Annotated in this window: 13 protein-coding genes; 9 read left to right on the top strand and 4 right to left on the bottom strand. The window is 65.5% G+C overall.

What is annotated here, in order from left to right:
• Nucleotides 1-151: 151 nt before the first annotated feature.
• Entirely contained in the window at nucleotides 152-1321 is a 1170-nt protein-coding gene (hemW, locus tag EDE12_RS10975) for a radical SAM family heme chaperone HemW (protein ID WP_024880579.1), read from the top strand.
• A 10-nt stretch (nucleotides 1322-1331) separates the two neighbouring features.
• On the opposite strand, the gene EDE12_RS10970 is transcribed toward hemW, so the two are convergent.
• Together EDE12_RS10970 and EDE12_RS10965 are read right to left on the bottom strand one after the other, a co-directional pair.
• The gene (locus tag EDE12_RS10970) at nucleotides 1332-3860 is read right to left on the bottom strand and encodes a TonB-dependent receptor (protein WP_036291036.1); all 2529 of its coding nucleotides are present in this window, start codon (nucleotides 3858-3860) and stop codon (nucleotides 1332-1334) included.
• A 140-nt stretch (nucleotides 3861-4000) separates the two neighbouring features.
• A complete protein-coding gene (locus EDE12_RS10965; protein ID WP_024880577.1) occupies nucleotides 4001-4762 on the bottom strand; it encodes a methyltransferase in 762 nt (253 codons plus the stop codon).
• 174 nt (nucleotides 4763-4936) lie between these two features.
• Between EDE12_RS10965 and EDE12_RS10960 the strand changes: the two genes are divergently transcribed.
• Nucleotides 4937-5953, top strand: a complete 1017-nt coding sequence (locus tag EDE12_RS10960; RefSeq protein ID WP_024880576.1) for a polyprenyl synthetase family protein — start codon at nucleotides 4937-4939, stop codon at nucleotides 5951-5953.
• A 57-nt stretch (nucleotides 5954-6010) separates the two neighbouring features.
• On the opposite strand, the gene EDE12_RS10955 is transcribed toward EDE12_RS10960, so the two are convergent.
• On the bottom strand, nucleotides 6011-6514 hold the full coding sequence (locus tag EDE12_RS10955) for a Spy/CpxP family protein refolding chaperone (protein ID WP_024880575.1): 504 nt from the start codon (nucleotides 6512-6514) through the stop codon (nucleotides 6011-6013).
• A 184-nt stretch (nucleotides 6515-6698) separates the two neighbouring features.
• On the opposite strand from EDE12_RS10955, the gene EDE12_RS10950 reads away from it, so the two are divergent.
• Both EDE12_RS10950 and greA read left to right on the top strand, forming a co-directional pair.
• On the top strand, nucleotides 6699-7685 hold the full coding sequence (locus EDE12_RS10950; protein ID WP_024880574.1) for an MDR family oxidoreductase: 987 nt from the start codon (nucleotides 6699-6701) through the stop codon (nucleotides 7683-7685).
• A 31-nt stretch (nucleotides 7686-7716) separates the two neighbouring features.
• The gene (gene greA, locus EDE12_RS10945) at nucleotides 7717-8184 is read left to right on the top strand and encodes a transcription elongation factor GreA (RefSeq protein WP_024880573.1); all 468 of its coding nucleotides are present in this window, start codon (nucleotides 7717-7719) and stop codon (nucleotides 8182-8184) included.
• A 46-nt stretch (nucleotides 8185-8230) separates the two neighbouring features.
• Here the strand turns inward: greA and EDE12_RS10940 are convergent, their stop codons facing one another.
• Nucleotides 8231-9145 (bottom strand): division plane positioning ATPase MipZ, encoded by a 915-nt coding sequence (locus EDE12_RS10940; protein ID WP_026599030.1) that lies wholly within the window; start codon nucleotides 9143-9145, stop codon nucleotides 8231-8233.
• A gap of 224 nt (nucleotides 9146-9369) precedes the next feature.
• Between EDE12_RS10940 and EDE12_RS10935 the strand changes: the two genes are divergently transcribed.
• The 5 genes from EDE12_RS10935 to EDE12_RS10915 all read left to right on the top strand — a co-directional run bounded on the left by EDE12_RS10935 (nucleotide 9370) and on the right by EDE12_RS10915 (nucleotide 18184).
• Entirely contained in the window at nucleotides 9370-10680 is a 1311-nt protein-coding gene (locus EDE12_RS10935; RefSeq protein ID WP_134188080.1) for a replication-associated recombination protein A, read from the top strand.
• Nucleotides 10681-11183: 503 nt separating this feature from the next.
• Nucleotides 11184-11993 (top strand): outer membrane protein, encoded by an 810-nt coding sequence (locus EDE12_RS10930; RefSeq protein ID WP_024880570.1) that lies wholly within the window; start codon nucleotides 11184-11186, stop codon nucleotides 11991-11993.
• Between the two features lie 179 nt (nucleotides 11994-12172).
• The gene (locus tag EDE12_RS10925; protein WP_245275780.1) at nucleotides 12173-13471 is read left to right on the top strand and encodes an efflux RND transporter periplasmic adaptor subunit; all 1299 of its coding nucleotides are present in this window, start codon (nucleotides 12173-12175) and stop codon (nucleotides 13469-13471) included.
• A 52-nt stretch (nucleotides 13472-13523) separates the two neighbouring features.
• Nucleotides 13524-16766: a CusA/CzcA family heavy metal efflux RND transporter gene (locus tag EDE12_RS10920; protein WP_026599028.1), complete on the top strand. Its 3243-nt coding sequence runs from the start codon at nucleotides 13524-13526 to the stop codon at nucleotides 16764-16766.
• Nucleotides 16763-18184 carry a TolC family outer membrane protein gene (locus EDE12_RS10915; protein ID WP_024880567.1) on the top strand — a complete coding sequence of 474 codons (1422 nt, stop codon included), beginning with the start codon at nucleotides 16763-16765 and terminating at the stop codon, nucleotides 18182-18184. The genes EDE12_RS10920 and EDE12_RS10915 overlap by 4 nt, the downstream gene beginning before the upstream one ends.
• Nucleotides 18185-18223 lie beyond the last annotated feature (39 nt).

The following is an 18223-nucleotide window of genomic DNA, read 5'->3' as shown; positions in this document are numbered from 1 at the left end:
GCGGCATCTCGAGCGGGACGTCCCGCGAAGCGGCAATTAACGCCGCTTTCACGCCTTTCAATGCGGCAATGCGAAACCATTCGTCCCGGCAAAGCTTCCGGCCGCGTTTCAGCAGCGTGACCTTCTCGGCCTACCGTGGCATAAAGCCCCCATGGCTGCGACGATTCGAAACGCGTTCGACCCGGGCTTCGGCGTCTATGTGCACTGGCCGTTCTGCCTGTCGAAGTGCCCCTATTGCGACTTCAACAGCCACGTCCGCAAGGGCGAGGTCGATGAAGATCGCTTTGTGGACGCCTTTCGCACGGAGATCGCCCATCGCGCCGCTCTGGCGCCGGGACGCGAGGTGCGCTCGGTGTTCTTCGGCGGCGGCACGCCCTCGCTGATGCTCCCATCCACGCTGGAGGCGATCCTCCGAGCGATCGCCGATCATTGGCCCATGGCCGCCGATTGCGAGGTCACGCTCGAGGCGAACCCCACCAGCGTCGAGGCCTCGCGCTTCCGCAGCTTCAAGGCGGCTGGCGTCAATCGCGCCTCGCTCGGCGTGCAGGCGCTCAACGACATAGAATTGCGCGCGCTCGGCCGCCAGCATTCGGTGGCGGAGGCGCTCGCCGCGCTCGATGTCGCCAATAAGATTTTCGAGCGCACCTCGTTCGATCTGATCTACGCCCGTCCGCAGCAGACGCCGGCGGCCTGGCGCAAGGAGCTGGAACTCGCTCTGGGGCGGGTGACGGAGCATGTCTCGCTCTATCAGCTCACCATTGAGCCGGAGACGATGTTCGAGCGCATGGTGGACGCCGGCAAGCTCGATCTGCCCGATGTCGACACGCAGCGCGCGCTATGGGACGTGACGCAGGAAGTGACCGCCCGCGCCGGCCTGCCGGCCTATGAGGTCTCCAACCATGCGCGGCCCGGCTCGGAATGCCGGCATAATCTCGTCTATTGGCGCTATGGCGAATATGCCGGCGTCGGCCCCGGCGCGCATGGGCGGCTCATCACGCCGCGCGGCCGCCGCGCCCAAGCGACCGAGAAGCATCCGGAAATGTGGCTCACCTGCGTCGAGACGGAGGGCCATGGCCTCGTCGAGGACGATCTGCTGTCCGCGGAGCAGGAGGGTGACGAGTTTCTGCTGATGGGCCTGCGCCTGCGCGAGGGGATAGATCCCGCGCGCTTCTTCGCCCTCACCGGCAAGAAGCTGTCGCAATCGCGCGTCGCCGAGCTGATCGGCGACGGGCTCGTGGAGCTGACCCGCGACAATCGCATCCGCGTGAGCTCGGAAGGGTTTCCCGTGCTCGACGCGGTGGTGGCCGATCTCGCGGCGTGAGAGCTGCGCTTCAGTAGAGCTTCACCAGCAGGCTGCCGCCGAAGCTGCGCGGCTGATTGGTGAAGGCCATCGTCGCGGGCGTCGTCGCGGAGCCGGGCGACCAGCCGCTATTGTTGTTGGCGGCGTTGGTGTTGGTGGAGGTCGTGGCGTTGGTGACCTCGCGGCGATCGAGCAGGTTTTTCACCCAGAACGAGATGCTCCAGCGCTCGTCGTCGCTGCGCAGTCCGAAGCCGGTGTTGAGAATGGTGAAGGGCGCCTGCCAATAAGTATTGGTCGCGACCGGGCTGGTGAAGAGGATCTTGTCCGACCAGCTCGCATTGACATAGCCGAAGGCCGTCACAGGCTGCTTGGTCCATTCGCCCCATTCGGCGAAGGCGGCGCCGAGCGGATGCTCGTAATTCGCGCCGATGTTGAAGGCCCATATCGGCAGATTCTCCCAGCGCGTGTTCGAGCGCGAGATGGTGAGCGGCGGCTTCACCCCGTTGATATTGGTCGTCCAAATCCAGTCCGCCGGCGGCGCCGCGTCGGGATAGCTCACATAGCGCGCCTCTGTGAAGGCGCCGGAGGCGTTGATCCACAAGCGCTCGATCGGATTCCACCGTCCGGTGAATTCGACGCCCTTCAGCCGCACATGCGGGACGGAGCCGAGATAGGTGGAGCGGATGGGCGCGCCGGTCGCGTCGACATAACTGGTGTCGGTCTGATTGGATTGGAAATTATAGAGATCGTTCCAATAGAGATTGATATTGGCGATGAGCTTGCCGTCGAACCAATTGGTCTTGGCGCCGAGCTCATAGTCCCAGGAGACTTCGCGCTTGGTGAGGATCGGCTGAAATCCTTTGAAGGCGTTGGTCGATTCGTAGATCGGAACGGCGAAATTGACGGCGGATGCCTTCTCGCCGCGCCCGACGAGCCCATAGACCAATATATTGTCGTTGTAGCGATAGGACGGATTGAAGATTCCGGTCAGCAGATTGGCGCCCTTCGACGTTCCGCCGGTGTCGAAGAATTGCTGGGTCGAGCTGGCGCCGCGCACGGCGTTGGCCAATTGCTGTAAGGTGAAATTGCCGCTGAGATAGCCGGGCTGTATCCAGCCGAAATTCGATCCGCCCTTCACCTCATAGCCGTTGCGCAGACCGAAGGTCAGAGCGAGCTGCTCGTCGACGTGATAGGTGGCCTGTCCATAGGCGGCGCCGTTGATCGTCAGCGCCTTGCCGTTCGTATGATAATCGACGCCCCACAGCAGACCTTTGTCGGTCGTCGGCGTGCCGAACCATTGCGCGGCGTCCGAGCCATATTCCGTTTCGCTGTAGTTGAAGACCTTCTCATAGAGGCCGAAGAGTCCGACGCTCCATTCGAGCGGCTGATCCTTGGGCGAGGTGAGGCGAAACTCCTGCGAAAATTGATCGGTCCATTGATTAGTGTGGCTGTCGCTGATGTCGATCAGCTGATTGCCGGTATTATTGTAGGGAAGCAGGCGGAACTCGCCCCAGGCGGAGATCGAGGTGAATGTGTTCTCGCCGATCTGCCAATTCAGCTCGTTGGAGGCGGTGATCGTGCGCGAGCTCAGCGTGCCGAGATGAGTGTAATAGGGGCGATAGCGATCGAAAGTGAGGACCATGCGGCCGAGCCGCCTGAAGAGCGTCGAGGAATAGCTCGACGCCACTGTGCCATTGGCGAAAATCTGCAGCGAGTCGGAGAAGGGGCCGCTATTGTTATTGTTGTATTCGGCCGATCGCGCATAGCTGAAGATGAGCCTGTCCGTCACGTCCTCGCCGACGTAATATAATTGCCCGCGCGCGCCCCAGCGATTGGCGTTAGAAATGCCTGCGCCCGTGACCTGGTCTTTCACGAAGCCATTGTCCTTGTCGTAGAAGAAGGTGACGCGATAGGCGAGCTTCTCGTCGATGATCGGCCCGGTCACATTCAGCTTCTCGATGAGATGCGTGTGATTGCCGAAGGAGGTCTCGAATGTCGCCTTGCGCTCGAAGGATGGCAGCTGCGTGCGCACGATGATGTTGCCGACAGTGGTGTTCTTGCCGCCGGCGGTTCCCTGCGGTCCGAGGCCGAGCTCGAAATTCTCGATCTCGACGAAATCGGACCATTGGAAGCCGACGGCCTTCCAGAACACATTGTCGATGATGAAGCCGGTGTCGTTCTCCGAGCCATTGCCGGTCCCGGCGCCCTGGCCGACGCCGCGAATGGCGGGGCGGGACGTCTGCGGGTTGGAGACGTTCGGACGATAATTGGGAACGAGCTGCGAGAAATCCGACAGCCGCTCCAAATGCTCGACCTGCGCCTTCTGGCCGCTGACGAAATCGCCGGAGCGCGGCGTCTTGACGAGGACCTTCTCCTCTTGGCGCGTCAGTCCTGCGTCATTGACGTCGGCGCCGACGCGCACGTCCTGGATTTGCGCAGTTTCCGGCGCCGCTTGGGCGCGCGCAGCGTCGCGTGAGGCGGAAGCCGCGAGAATGAGAGCGAGAACGAGCTTGGAAGCCTCGAGCGATGGATTGCGTCCGACGAGCCGCTTATGGTGCATTAGTGCCTCTAACATACTAGAAAAATGTGATTTTAGCGCCTGCCGAGCAGCGCGACTGCGTAGAGATACCTAGAATATAGCCACAGTCTCAGCTATGCCGCAACAATTAGTCCATCTGTGGTATATACATATGTGATAGCCTAGAACGGCCAAGGCAGCTCGCCGTCGCCGCGATGGAGCGCCTCGGCCTCTGGCGTGAAGGCGCCGTCGGCGCCATGCAGAATCAGCGGCGGGTAGAGCGCCAGCGGCGCCTTCGAGCCTTTGACGCCACGCAGCAGCATGCGCGTCGCCGCTTCGCCCTCGCGCGGTGCGATCGGCAATAGTGCGAGCGAGCCGAGCCGTGCGCCGACGCCGGCGAGGCAATCGGGCAGGGCGTCGGCGCGATGGATCATCACGAGCGCGCCGCCCGGGCGCAGCAGCGCGACGCAGGCGCGCAGCCAGGGCTCCAGCCCGCCCGCGCTCATATGGGCGAGCGCGCGTCGCGGATCGGGAGAGACGCGCGCGCGGCCCGGCGTGAGATAGGGCGGGTTGGTGAGGATCAGATCGGCGTTCGCGCCCTCGAGCCCGGCGGCGCGGCGCGCGGCGGCGGAGAGGACATCGCATTCGAAAACGCGCGCGCGCTCGCCGAGCCTATTGGCCGCGACATTCTCGCGCGCGAGCGAAGCGGACAAAGCGTCGATCTCGACGAGGCCGATCGTCGCCAGCGGCGCCCGCAGCGCGGCGATGAGGCCGACGGCGCCGACGCCGGCCCCTATGTCGAGCAAAAGGCCGCCGAGCGCGCGTGGCGCGGCGGCGGCGAGCAGAATGGCGTCCGTTCCCACCCTATGGCCGCGCGAGGGCTGCAGCAGCCGCAATTTGCCGCCGAGAAAGCCGTCGGCGCGCGGCGCGGCGGGCGCGCTCATGATCTGCGCCGATTTGGTCTGCGCACGGAGGAGACGCCGCCTCCGCAGCGACGAGCCGCGGAGCGGGCGAGGCTTTTGGCGCGGGAGGCGCCTGCGCGCATCCCGGCTTGCCGCGAGACCTGCAAAGCCTTAAGTTCCCTTCACATTCGACAGAGGCAAGCCAAAGGGGTCTACGTGGGCATCGTCATACCGCTGGAGGAAAAGGAAAAAAAGTCCGCCGGCCTCGATAATCTGCTTTCGCTGATCGGCCCCGATCTGCAGCGCGTCAACCAGCTGATCCTGCAGCGCACCGGCTCGGACGTGACGACCATCCCCGAGGTCGCGAATCATCTCATCTCTGCGGGCGGCAAGCGCCTGCGGCCGATGCTCGTGCTCGCCACTGCCGGCATGTCCGGCTATCAAGGCGACGGTCACATCAAATTCGCGGCCGGCATAGAGTTCATGCATACCGCCACTCTGCTGCACGATGATGTCGTCGACGAGAGCGACATGCGCCGCGGCAAGATCGCCGCGCGAATGCTGTGGGGCAATGAGACCTGCGTGCTGGTCGGCGATTTTCTGCTCGGCCACGCCTTCAAGATGATGGTCGAGCCCGGCGTGCTCTCCTGCCTCTCCGTCGTGTCGCAGGCCGCCGCTGTCATCGCCGAGGGCGAGATTCTCCAGCTCAACGCCGCCAAGGACACGCAGACCACCGAGGACGCCTATATGGCGGTCATCCGCTCCAAGACGGCGGAGCTGTTCGCCGCTGCGGCGGAGGTCGGCCCCATGCTGACCGGCCGCTCCAAGGCTGACGAGGCGGCCTGCCGCAGCTATGGCATGAATCTCGGAATCGCCTTCCAGCTCATCGATGATGCGCTCGACTATGGCGGACAATCGTCCAAGCTCGGCAAGAATGTCGGCGATGATTTCCGCGAGGGCAAGATCACGCTTCCGGTCGTGCTCGCCTTCCGCCGCGGCTCGGAGACGGAGCGCGAGTTCTGGCGCCGCACGCTGGAGAAGGGCGAGATCAACGACGGCGACGTCGAGACCGCCTGCGCGCTGATGAAAAAGCACGACGCCATCAAGGACACGGTCGAGCGGGCGAGCCACTACGGCGCCATCGCGCGCGATGCGCTGGAGATTTTCCCGGCCTCGCCGTGGAAGTCGGCGCTGCTCGAGGTCGTCGATTTCTGCGTCGAGCGCGCCTATTGACGCGAAAACGCCCCGCAGGCGAATGCCGTGCGGGGCGTCGAGGTTTCTAGAGAAGCGTCAGTCGTGCTCGGGGCCGTCGTGCGGGCCGCCCCACTCATGGCCGTGATGCGGGCCTTTGGCGATCGTATGCAGCAGAACGGCGAAGCGGCGCTTCTGGGCGTCGTCAAGGCTGTCGAAGAGCGGCTTGGCCGCCTCGGCGAGCTTCTCCGTCTCGGCGGCTTTCGCCGCGAGCGCCTTGGAGCGCCACTGCAAGCCTTCGATCACGCTGCGATGCTCGTGGATTTCCTTCATCTTGTCCTTGGCCTCGGCGAAGCGGGCGGCGCGCGCCTTGGCGATATCGCGCAGCGAGGCTTCCACCGCCGGCCAGTTCTTCTCCTGGGCGGGGGTGAGCTTCAAGCCGGCCTTCAGAGCGGCGATCTTGGCGTCGGTGAAGGCGGCATGATCCTCCGCCGAGAATTGGGGATGATGATGCTCGCCGGGAGCCGGCTCTGCAAAGACTCCAGCCGAGAGCGGAAGGGTGAGAGCGACCGCAGCGACGGCGGCGAGGAGATGTTTCTTCATGAGCGTTCACCTGGGGGGAATGGGTGGACTTGACGCTTAGACAATTCGTTCTCGGCAGCCGAAAAGCAACTTAATGTTTGGTAATGTCCTGCTTTAGAAACCTTTCGTTTACATAGAGTTTTACGTATAGACACGGATGGCGGCGCGCCACGTCGCGTCTCGGCGAGAGAGGAGACTTGGAAAAGTGAGCGCATTCACCGCCATACGCATCGACAAGGACGAGGCCGGCTATCGCGCCGCCTATGCGCAGCTCGCCGACAGCGAGCTGATGGAGGGCGACGTCGATGTCGCGGTCACGCACAGCACCGTCAATTACAAGGACGGCCTCGCCGTCACCGGCAAGGCGCCGGTGGTGCGGCGCTTTCCGATGATTCCGGGAGTCGATTTCGCGGGCGTCGTCACGCGCTCGAGCCATCCGAATTTCCGGCCGGGCGAGCAAGTGATCGCCGGCGGCTGCGGGCTCGGCGAGCAGCATTTCGGCGGTTTCTCGCAGCGCGCGCGGGTCAGCGGCGATTGGCTGGTGCATTTGCCGCAGGGGCTGACGCCGCATCAGGCGATGGCGATCGGCAGCGCCGGCTACACGGCCATGCTCTGCGTGATGGCCTTGGAGCGACAGGGGCTCGAGCCCTCGCGCGGGCCGGTGGTGGTGACGGGCGCGGCGGGCGGCGTCGGCTCCGTGGCGGTGGCGCTGCTGGCGGCGCTCGGCTGGCGTGTCGTCGCATCCACTGGACGTCCCGAGGAAGAATCCTATCTCAAAGGTCTGGGCGCGTCGGAGATCGTCGATCGCGCCGAGCTTTCCGTTCCCGGCAAGCCGTTGCAAAAGCAGCGCTTCGCTGGCGGCGTCGATACGGTGGGCTCGGTGACGCTCGCCAATGTGCTGGCGCAGACCTCGATCGACGGCGTCGTCGCGGCCTGCGGCAATGCGCAGGGAATGGAGCTGCCGACGACTGTCGCGCCGTTCATCCTGCGCGGCGTTTCGCTCATCGGCGTCGAAAGCGTTCGGCCCAGTCTGCCCTTGCGACGCATGGGCTGGGAACGATTGGCGCGCGATCTCGACAAAGGATTGCTCGCGAGAATGACCGAGACGGCGCCTTTCGCGCAGGCGCTCGAGCGCGCGCGATCGATCGTCGCCGGCAAAATCAGAGGCCGGCTGGTGATCGAGATCGGTTGACGCGCAGCGGCGTCGAACAGGACGTGATGAAATGAGCAGCGCCTTCACCAAAGAGCAGGACGACGACGAGCTCCGCCAGGAGCTGCCCGATCGTCCCATCAGCCCGTATCGCAATCTCGTCACGCCGGAGGGCCTCGCGATGATCGATGCGGAGCTCGCGCGTCTGCATGGGGAGCTCGATGCGGCGCAGGCGAAGGACGACAAGGGCGCCGTGGCGCGGGCGGCGCGCGATCTGCGCTATTGGTCGGCGCGGCGCGCCACCGCCGAGGTCGTGCGGCCGATCGCCGATCACGAGCAGGCGCGCTTCGGCCATCGCATCGTCATTGAGGACGAGACCGGCAAGCGTCAGAGCTTTCGCCTGGTCGGCGAGGACGAGGCCGATCCCGCCAAAGGGCTCATCCCCTATGTCGCGCCGCTCGCCAAGGCGCTGCTCGGCAAGAGCGTCGGCGATGGCGTCGAGGTGATCCACCACAGCGCCAAAATCGTCGAGATCGGCTGACTTTTGGGCGAGGAACCGCGCGGCGACCGCGCGGTTCGTCTTTGCGTCAGGCCGCTTTCTTGACCGCGGGCTTGGCCTGCGGCTTGGCGGCTTTCTCGGCCGCAGCGGCCTCGGCGGCGGTCTGCTTGCGCGCCGCGGGCTGCGGCTCCGCCTTGGCCGCGACCTTCTCCGGCTTGGCGGGCGCGGCCTTCTCGGGCGCTTTGGCGGCGACCTTGGCCGCAGGCTTCGCCTCCGCCTTGGCCTCGACCTTGGCTTCCGCCTTGACGGCAGGCTTCGCCTCGACCTTGGCCGGAGCTTCCGCCTTCGTCTCCGGCTTGGCGGCGGCCACGGGCGTGAAGCCCTTCTTGAGGCGGCGCTTCACCGACTGCCACAATTCGCGCATCTCCTGGGCGGCGACGCCCTCCGGATTGAGCTCGCAGACGCCGAGTCCGAGGCGGGCCGCCTCCTGATAATCGACGCGCGCCGAGACCATGGGGGAGAGCAGCGCGCCGATCGACTGCAGCGCTTGCGCGCCCTGATCGACGCGGGCGTTCTGCTGCGCGGGCGGGCACTGGTTGAGAAGAAAGGCGTAATCCTTCTTCTTGTCCTTGATGCTGGCGCGGGTCAGCTCGCATGCCCACAGATCGAAGACATTGGGGCGCGCGGGAATGATGCAGAGATCGGCGACGCGAATGGCGGCGTCCGAATATTCGCTGTCGGCGCCGGGCGCATCGATGACGACGAGGGTGACGCCCTTCTTCTCGAGCGCGGCGAGCGCTTTGCCGAGCTTGGCCGGCGGCACATGCTCGACCGGAACATCGGTCGCCTCACGCGCCTTCGACCATTTGACCAATGATTGGAGCGGATCCAAATCGATAATGAAAACACGTTCGCCCGCGCAACTTGCGGCGACGGCGATGCTGCTAGCGAGCGTGCTCTTTCCGGCGCCGCCCTTCTGCGTGACGAATGCGATAGTGCGCATGCTGATCGACCTGTGGTTGAAAGTTTAGGGCTCCTACGCCGCCAGGACGCCACGAGAGAACAGGGGAAGGTCGCTAGAATTTTACAGAATCGTAATAGCCTCCGAATGGTTAACCGGCGGTTAAATAGGCCCCGGCAAAGGTAAAGGTTCGGAAACTACGAACTAAGCCGGCGCGGGCGCGCGGGCGGGGCGTCGGCGCCGACGATCGTCTATAAAGGCGCCCCATGAGTGATTTGTTCGCCGCCGCCGGGCTCGATCGCAATGCGCCGCATCCGCTGGCCGACCGCCTGCGTCCGCAGCGGCTGGAGGAAGTCGCCGGCCAGGACCATCTCGTCGGCCCGGACGGAGCGCTGACGCGCGCGATCCGCTCCGGCTCGATCGGCTCGCTGATCTTCTGGGGGCCGCCCGGCACCGGCAAGACGACGGTGGCGCGCCTTCTCGCCCATGAGACCGATCTCTCCTTCGTGCAAATCTCGGCGATCTTCACCGGCGTCGCCGATTTGAAAAAGACTTTCGAGGCGGCGCGCGCCCGTCGCGGCATGGGGCAGGGGACTCTGCTCTTCGTCGACGAGATTCACCGGTTCAACCGCGGCCAGCAGGATTCCTTCCTGCCGGTGATGGAGGACGGCTCGGTCACGCTCATCGGCGCGACGACCGAAAATCCCTCCTTCGAGCTCAACGCCGCGCTGTTGTCGCGCGCCCGCGTTCTGACCTTCAAGTCGCTGGGCGCCGAGGCGATCGAGAAGCTGCTGCAGCGCGCCGAGCAGGCCGAGGGCAAGCCCCTGCCGCTCGATGAGGACGCCCGCGCCGCTCTCGTGGCCATGGCCGATGGCGACGGCCGCGCATCTTTGACCCTCGCCGAGGATGTCTGGCGCGCGGCGGGGGAGGGCGAGGTCTTCGATCGCGCCCGGCTCGCCGAGATCGTGCAGCGGCGCGCGCCCATCTACGACAAGGCGCAGGAAGGCCATTACAATCTCATCAGCGCGCTGCACAAATGCGTGCGCGGCTCGGACCCGGACGCCGCCCTCTATTATTTCGCGCGAATGCTGGTCGCCGGCGAGGATCCGCTGTTCCTGGCCCGGCGAATCGTCCGCATGGCGGTGGAGGATATCGGCCTCGCCGATCCGCAGGCGCTGGTCGTCGCCAACGCCGCCAAGGACGCCTATGATTTTCTGGGCAGCCCGGAGGGCGAGCTGGCCCTCGCGCAGGCCGTCCTCTATGTGGCGACCGCGCCCAAATCCAACGCCGGCTATGTCGCCTATAAGGCCGCTCGCCGCCTCGCCGAGGAGAGCGGCTCGCCCATGCCGCCCAAGACCATCCTCAATGCGCCGACCAAATTGATGAAGAGCGAAGGCTATGGCGACGGCTATCGCTACGATCACGATGAGCCGGACGCTTTCTCCGGACAGGATTATTGGCCGGAGGCGCTCGGCCGGCAGAATCTCTACCGTCCGGTGGAGCGCGGCTTCGAGCGCGAGATCGCCAAGCGGCTCGACTATTGGGAGCGGCTGCGGCGCGAGCGGCGCGGCGGCTGATAGCGCGCAAATCATTGAAAGAAGAGTCGTTCTCGGATGGCGAAACTCGCTGCACGGGGCGAGATATTCATCTCCGATGCTTCCATCGCGCCGCGACTTATCTTCAAGCGCTTGTTCACATTCGCTGTTCGAGCCTCTATGGCGCTCGTCGTCTTCGGCGGCCGCCTCTGCGCCTCCGCTGCTGCGGCGCGTCGTGGTCGCTGTATTATATAATTGATAATATTATATAAATTAGACACTATCACGATTCGCGCAAGTGGAAATCTGCGCATTCCAAGATGTCAAGCATAGATTTCGATAGAGCGTATTCAATGTGACGAAATTGTCACAACCATAATGAAATCGGAGCAGCGGCGAAGCAAATTGGCGCTGCCAGCGTTGACGCGGCTTTGCACCGGGGCCTAGATCACGCTCGATCGGCAACACCAGCGGCCGCTCGGTTCCGGCGTCGGGGGGCGCAACGGACACGAGCGACGGTCGCACTGATCCTGTGAGGGGAACCTATGAAGACTCTTTCCGCCGTTGGCGCTATCGCGCTGGCCATCGCCGCCGCTCCGGCTTTCGCGGCCGACCTTCCGTCGCAGAAGGGCGCGCCCGCCTTCGTCGCTCCGGCCGCGCCGGCCTTCAGCTGGACCGGCGTCTACGCCGGCGTGAACATCGGCTATGGCTGGACCGACAATAACAATGTCAGCGGCCTGTCGTCCTTCGGCCTGCTGCCGGTTTCGGCCTGGTCCTATGGCGCCTCCAACGCCGACGGCGTGCTCGGCGGCGTGCAGCTCGGCTATAATTATCAGTTCGCCGGCACGGGCTTCGTGGTCGGCCTCGAGGCCGATTTCCAGGGCGCCGATCTGAAGGGCTCCACCGGCGGCTTCGGCTTCGGCCTGCTGCCGTCCGGCGTGACCGTGAATCAGCGTCTCGACTGGTTCGGCACGGTGCGCGGCCGCGTCGGCTACGCCGTTCTGCCGACCCTGCTGGTCTATGGCACGGGCGGCTTCGCCTATGGCCAGGGCTCGACGACCTTCTCTTATGCGGATGGCGCCGGCTTCGCCGCCTTCGGCTCCGAGTCCGGCACGCGCACCGGCTGGACCGCCGGCGGCGGCGTGGAATGGGCCTTTCTGCCGAGCTGGTCGGCCAAGGTCGAGTATCTCTACACGGAGCTCGAGCGCGGCAATGCGATCGGAACCCCGACCTTCCCGCCCGTGCTGTTCGTCGGCCAGCGCGGCGTGGAGAACACGTTCCACTCCGTTCGCGTCGGCCTGAACTATCACTGCAATCTGTTCGGCGCGCCGGCTCCGGTGGTCGCGAAATACTGATCTCTTCCGACATTGGGGGGAGAGGAGCCCGGCGCATCGCGCCGGGCTTTTTTCGTTCGCGTGAGTCCTGCGCGTGATTCCTGTTCGAGAAGCAGGCGCGGCGCCCATTTTTCCGGCGCTCTGGCGTGGACGCAGCCGGCCGTACGGGTTAAAGAAGTCTCGAGATGCGCGCGCGAGACTTGGCCCACTTGCTCCGCCGACTGGCGGTATCCGACGTCGTTCCGACCGACGCAGAAGCGCGACGGCCGAGCGTCATTCCTGTTTGGAGCACTTCTAATTCGGGGCGCTCGCGCGCTCTGCGCCTCGTCGCCGCAACGCTGACGAGCGCCATGCTCGGCTCGCTGTTTCCGCAAATCTCCGCGCCGATTCGCGCGTTGCTCGCCGCTGGCGAGAAAGCCGCCGAGAGCGCTGCCGCCAAGGGCGCGGAGGGCCTCGTCAAGCTGACGGTCGAGCAGATCGCCGCCGCCAAGATCGCCACGGTCGCGGCGGCCCCCGGCGTGTTGACGCGCGATGTGGCGGCTCCCGCCGTCGTCTCGGTCGATCCCGACCGCATCGGTCGCGTCGCCGCCAAGGTCGTCGGCGCGGTCGCAGAATTGCGCAAGAGGCTCGGCGATCCGGTCGAGAAAGGCGAGGTGATCGCCATTGTCGAGAGCCGCGAGGTCGCCGACGCCAAGAGCGACTATCTCGCCGCCAAAGTGGGCCTCGATCTACAATCGGCGCTGTTCCAGCGCGAGAAGGGGCTCTTCGACAAGAAGATCTCCGCCGAGCAGAATTTTCTGAAAGCCCGCGGCGCCTATGAGGAGGCCAAGCTCCGCGTCGAGTTGGCGCGGCAGAAGCTCGCCGCGCTCGATCTCTCGGAAGGCGAGATCGCCGCTCTCGCCGGCCAGCCAGTCGGCGAATTGCGCCGCAAGGAGATTCGCGCGCCCATCTCCGGCAAGGTGATCGAGCGCCGCGCCGATCTCGGCCAGCCGGTCGGCGGCGATGCGCAGATCTATGTCGTCGCCGATCTTTCCACCGTCTTCGCCGATATCGCCGTCGCCATCGCCGACCTGCCGTCGGTGCGCGAGGGGCAGAGCGTGCGCCTCTCGCATGACGGCGAGGACGAGGCCGAGGGCCGCATCGTCTTCATCGGCCCCATGCTCGACCATGAGACGCATTCGGGCCGCGCCGTCGCTTCTTTCCCCAATGCGGATTTCGCTCTTCGTCCCGGCACGGCGATGACGGCGCGCATCACCCTCGAGGAGAAGAACGCGCGCTTGCGCCTGCCGCGCTCGGCGCTGCTCACTTTCGAGGGCGAGACGGTCGTCTTCGTGCGCACGCCCGAAGGCTTCGTGAAGCGCAAGGTGGAGACCGGGGCGAGCGACAATGAGGCGATCGAGATCGTCTCCGGGATCGAGGAGGGAGAGCAGGCGGCCGCGACCAATGTCTTCGTGCTGAAGGCGGAGCTCGGCAAGTCGCGGCTCGAAGGGTTGGACTGACCGCCCGCCTCGTCGATGACGGCGGCGCGCGACGGGGAATGTGTGACAGTAGATGATCGAGCGTTGCATCGCCTTTTCGGTTCGCCAGCGGTGGCTCGTCGCGCTGCTGACTCTGCTCGCCTGCCTCATTGGCGCCTCATCGCTCGATCGCCTGCCGATCGACGCCGTGCCGGACATCACCAATAATCAGGTGCAGATCAACGCCATCGCGCCGGCGTTGTCGCCGACCGAGGTCGAGAAGCAGATCACCTTCCCCATAGAGAACGCGATCGCCGGCATTCCCGGCCTCGAATATACGCGCTCGCTCTCGCGCAACGGCTTCTCGCAGGTGACGGCGGTGTTCGCCGAGAAGCTCGACATTTATTTCGCGCGCCAGCAGGTGAATGAGCGGCTCGCGGAAGCCAAGGAGAATTTCCCCGTCGGCGTGGAGGCGCGCATGGGGCCGATCGCGACCGGCCTCAGCGAAATCTATATGTGGGCGATCCGCTATGCGCCGAAGACGCCGGGCCGCAAATATCTCGACGGCGAGCCGGGCTGGCAGAATGACGGTTCCTATCTGACGCCCGACGGGCAGCTCTTGCGCAACGAGCTCGAGCGCGCCGCCTATCTGCGCACGGTGCAGGATTGGATCGTCAAGCCGCAGCTCAAAACCGTGCCCAATATAGCGAGCATCGATTCCCTCGGCGGCTTTGTGAAGCAGTTCGACGTGCGGCCCGATGCGATGAAGCTCTATTCGCTCGGCCTCTCCTTCGGCGATGTGGCGACGGCGCTCGAGCGCAACAATCAGAGTCGCGGCGCCGGCTATATAGAGCGCAATGGCGAAGGCTATGTGGTGCGCAGCGGCGGCCGTCTGGAGACGATCGACGATATTGAACGCGTCGTCGTCTCGACGCGCAATGGCGTGCCTTTGCGCGTGAAGGACATCGCCGAGGTCGGCATAGGCCGCGAGATGCGCGTCGGCAGCGCCAGCATGGATGGCGAGGAGGTCGTCATCGGCACGGCCTTGATGCTGATCGGCGGCAATAGCCGCTCGGTCTCCGCCGCCGTCGGCGCCAAGCTCGACGTCATAAGGGCGTCGCTGCCGCCGGGGATAGAGGCGAAGACGATTCTCGACCGCACCGTGCTCGTCGATGCGACGATCCGCACGGTCGCCTCCAATCTCGCCGAGGGCGCGCTGCTGGTCATCGTCGTGCTGTTTCTGCTGCTCGGCAATTTCCGCGCGGCGCTCATCACCGCGCTGGTCATTCCCGTCACCATGCTGCTGCTCGCCACCGGCATGGTTTATGGCCGCATCAGCGCCAATCTCATGAGCATGGGCGCGCTGGATTTCGGCCTGATCGCCGATGGCGCGGTGATCGTCGCCGAGAACAGCCTGCGTCATCTCTTCGAGCGGCGCCATGCGCTCGGCCGCGCGCTCTCGCTCGAGGATCGGCTGCAGACGGTGATCGCCTCCGCCGTGGAGATGATCCGACCGACCGTCTATGGCCAGGCGATCATCATCCTCGTCTATGTGCCTCTGCTGTCCTTTTCGGGCGTCGAAGGCAAAATGTTCCACCCCATGGCGCTGACGGTGATATTGGCGCTCGCCGCCGCCTTCATTCTCTCGCTCACCTTCGTGCCGGCGATGATCGCCATTCTCGTCTCCGGCCGCGTCGAGGAGAGCGAGAACAAATTCATCGCGGCGCTGAAGCGCGCCTATTTGCCGCGCTTGCAGAGCGCCATCGCGTCGCCGCGCAGGCCCATCGCCATCGGCGCCGGGGCTTTTCTGCTGGCGCTGCTGCTCGCCGCGCGTCTCGGCCAGGAGTTCATCCCGACGCTCGACGAGAAGAATCTCGCGATGCAGGCGGGCCGCATTCCGAGCGCCTCGCTCACCCAATCGCAGGCGATGCAGAACGACGTCGAGAACGCCATTCATCGCGCGCCCGAGGTCGCCTATGTCTTCTCCAAGACCGGCACGGCGGAGGCGGCGACGGACCCCATGCCGCCCAATCTCACCGACACCTATATTTTCTTGAAGCCGCGCGAGGAATGGGCCGATCCCAAGCTCCCCAAGGAGGAGCTGATCCGCCGCATCGACGGCCATGTCTCCGAGCTGCCCGGCAATCTCTATGAGTTTTCGCAGCCCATTCAGCTGCGCTTCAACGAGCTGCTCGCCGGCGTGCGCGGCGATCTGGCGGTAAAGGTGTTCGGCGAGGATTTCGAGCCTATGCTCAAGGAGGCGGAGCAGATCGCCGGCGTGCTGCGCGGCGTCTCCGGCGCCGAGGATGTGAAGGTCGAGCAGATCGCGGGCTTGCCCTTCCTCGAGATCAAGATCGACAAGACCGAGATCGCGCATCTCGGCCTCAGCGTCGCGGAAGTGCAGGACGTCATCGGCGCTGCTGTCGGCGGTCAGCGCGCCGGCGTCGTCTTCGAGGGCGATCGGCGCTTTCCGATCATCGTGCGTCTGAAGGACGAATTGCGCCGAGACATTCGCGCGCTCGAGAATCTGCCCGTCTCCGTGCGCGGGCATGACACGGGGCAGACGCGCACCGTGCCGCTGAAGCAGGTCGCCTCCTTCTCCTTCCATGAGGGGCCGAACCAGATTTCGCGCGAGAATGGCAAGCGCCGCGTCGTCGTCACCGCCAATGTGCGCGGGCGCGATATCGCCTCCGTCGTCTCCGAGGCGCAGGACAAGGTGAAAGCGAAAGTCACGCTCGCCGCCGGCGATTGGCTCTCCTGGGGCGGCCAGTTCGAGAATCTCGCCGCCGCGCGGCAAAAGCTCGTTCTCGTCGTGCCGCTGTGCTTCTTCCTCATCTTCCTCTTGCTCTATTCGGCGCTGGGCTCGGCGCGTGATGCGCTCATCGTGTTCAGCGCCGTGCCTTTGGCGCTCTCCGGCGGCGTCGCCGCGCTATGGCTGCGCGGCATGCCCATGTCGGTCTCCGCCGCGGTCGGCTTCATCGCGCTCTCCGGCGTCGCCGTGCTCAATGGCCTCGTCATGCGCAGCTATATTCTGCAGCTGGTGCAGCAGGGCCGCGCGCCGCGTGAGGCCATTGTCGAAGGCGCGATGACGCGCCTGCGTCCTGTCGCCATGACGGCGCTCGTCGCCTCGCTCGGCTTTCTGCCCATGGCCTTTGCGACCGGCACGGGCGCGGAGGTGCAAAAGCCCATTGCGACAGTGGTGATCGGCGGGCTGGTCAGCGCGACGGTGCTCACGCTCTTCGTGCTGCCGGCGCTCTATGCGCTGTTCGGCCGCGATGAAGCGGTTGTTGCGCCGGAGGAGGATGTCGTCGCCGAGCCGCGAGGCGCCGACGCATGAGAGGCGTTTCCGTCTTTGCTTTGGGGCTCGCTCTGCTGACGCCGGCCGCCGCCTCGGGAGAAACCCTCGCCGGCGCGCTGGCGCGCGCCTATGAGCTCAATCCGACGATCAATTCCGCGCGCGCCGGCCAGCGCGCCAATGACGAGAATGTGCCGCGCGCGCTCGCGCAATTCCGCCCCAGCGTGAGGACCGACGCCTTTCTCGGCGTCGAGCGGCGGCGTTCGGTGCAGAAGTCCTTCGAATACGACAATGGCAATCGTCTCGAGCCGCTCTGGGTCGAGAGCATTCAGAACAATCGCGGCGGGCCGCCGCGTTCCGCCGTGCTCAGCGTCGAGCAGCCATTGTTCGACGGCTTTCGCACGCATAACGCCGCGCTTTCCGCGCAGACCAATGTGCATGCGGGACGCGAGCGGCTGCGGCTCATGGAGCAGCGCCTGCTGTTCGAGGCCGTCTCCGTCTATATGAACGTGCTACGCGACACCGCTGCGCTGCGCTTGCAGCAGAACCATGTTTCCGTGCTCGAGGAGCAGCTGCGCCAGACCAAGGAGCGCTATGCGGCCGGCGAGATCACGCCGACCGACATTGCGCAAGCCGAGGCGCGCCTCTCCGCCGGCCGCTCGCAAGCCGCGACGGCGCGCGCCGAGCTCGACGCCGGCCTCGCGCGTTATGCGCAAATCATGGGAGCAGAGGCGCGGCGCCTCGCGCCGGCCGAGCCGATCGATCGCCTGCTGCCGAAATCGCGCGAGGCGGCGGAGCGCATCGCGCTCGCCGAGCATCCGGTGGTGCGCGCGGCGCAGCATGACGCCGAGGCCGCCGATCTCGACATAAGGGTGATCGAGAGCGATTTTCTGCCCAGCCTCTCCATGGTCGGCAAGGTCTACACCGAGTCCGATATCGACGGCCGCGGCAATCGCGCGCTCGGCGCGCAAGTGCTCGGCAAATTATCCGTGCCGATCTATTCCGGCGGCGGGACCTCGGCGCGGCTGCGCCAGGCGAAAGAGACGGCGGGGCAGAAGAAATTCGACGTCGACGCCGCGCGCGCCGAGCTGATGGCGCTGACCCGCGCCAATTGGGGCGGGCTGCAGGCCGCCAAGGCGCAGATCGCCGCCGCCAGCGCGCAGATCGCCGCGGCCGAGCGCGCGCTCGAGGGCGTGCGCGAGGAGGCCAAGGCCGGCAAGCGCACCACGCTGGAGATTTTGAACGCGCAGCAGGAGCTGCTCGGCGCGCGTCTGGCGCTGGTGGTCGCGCAGCGGGACCGGGTCGTCGCCTCCTACGCCGTGCTGGCGGCGATGGGCCGATTGTCGGCGCAGCAGCTCGGCCTCTCCGTCGCGGCCTATGACGCTTCCGCGCATTTCGATGCGGTGAAGGACTCATGGGGCGGAATCGGGGGCGGAATCGAAACGCCCGGCGGCCGCTGAGAGCGACGCCGGGCGTTTTGAATGCGTGGTCCGGGATGC

It is taken from the genome of Methylosinus sp. sav-2, from assembly GCF_004366495.1.
Lineage (GTDB): Bacteria > Pseudomonadota > Alphaproteobacteria > Rhizobiales > Beijerinckiaceae > Methylosinus.
Note: the sequence above shows the minus strand (reverse complement) of the source record. Positions and strands in the feature narration are given on the sequence as shown.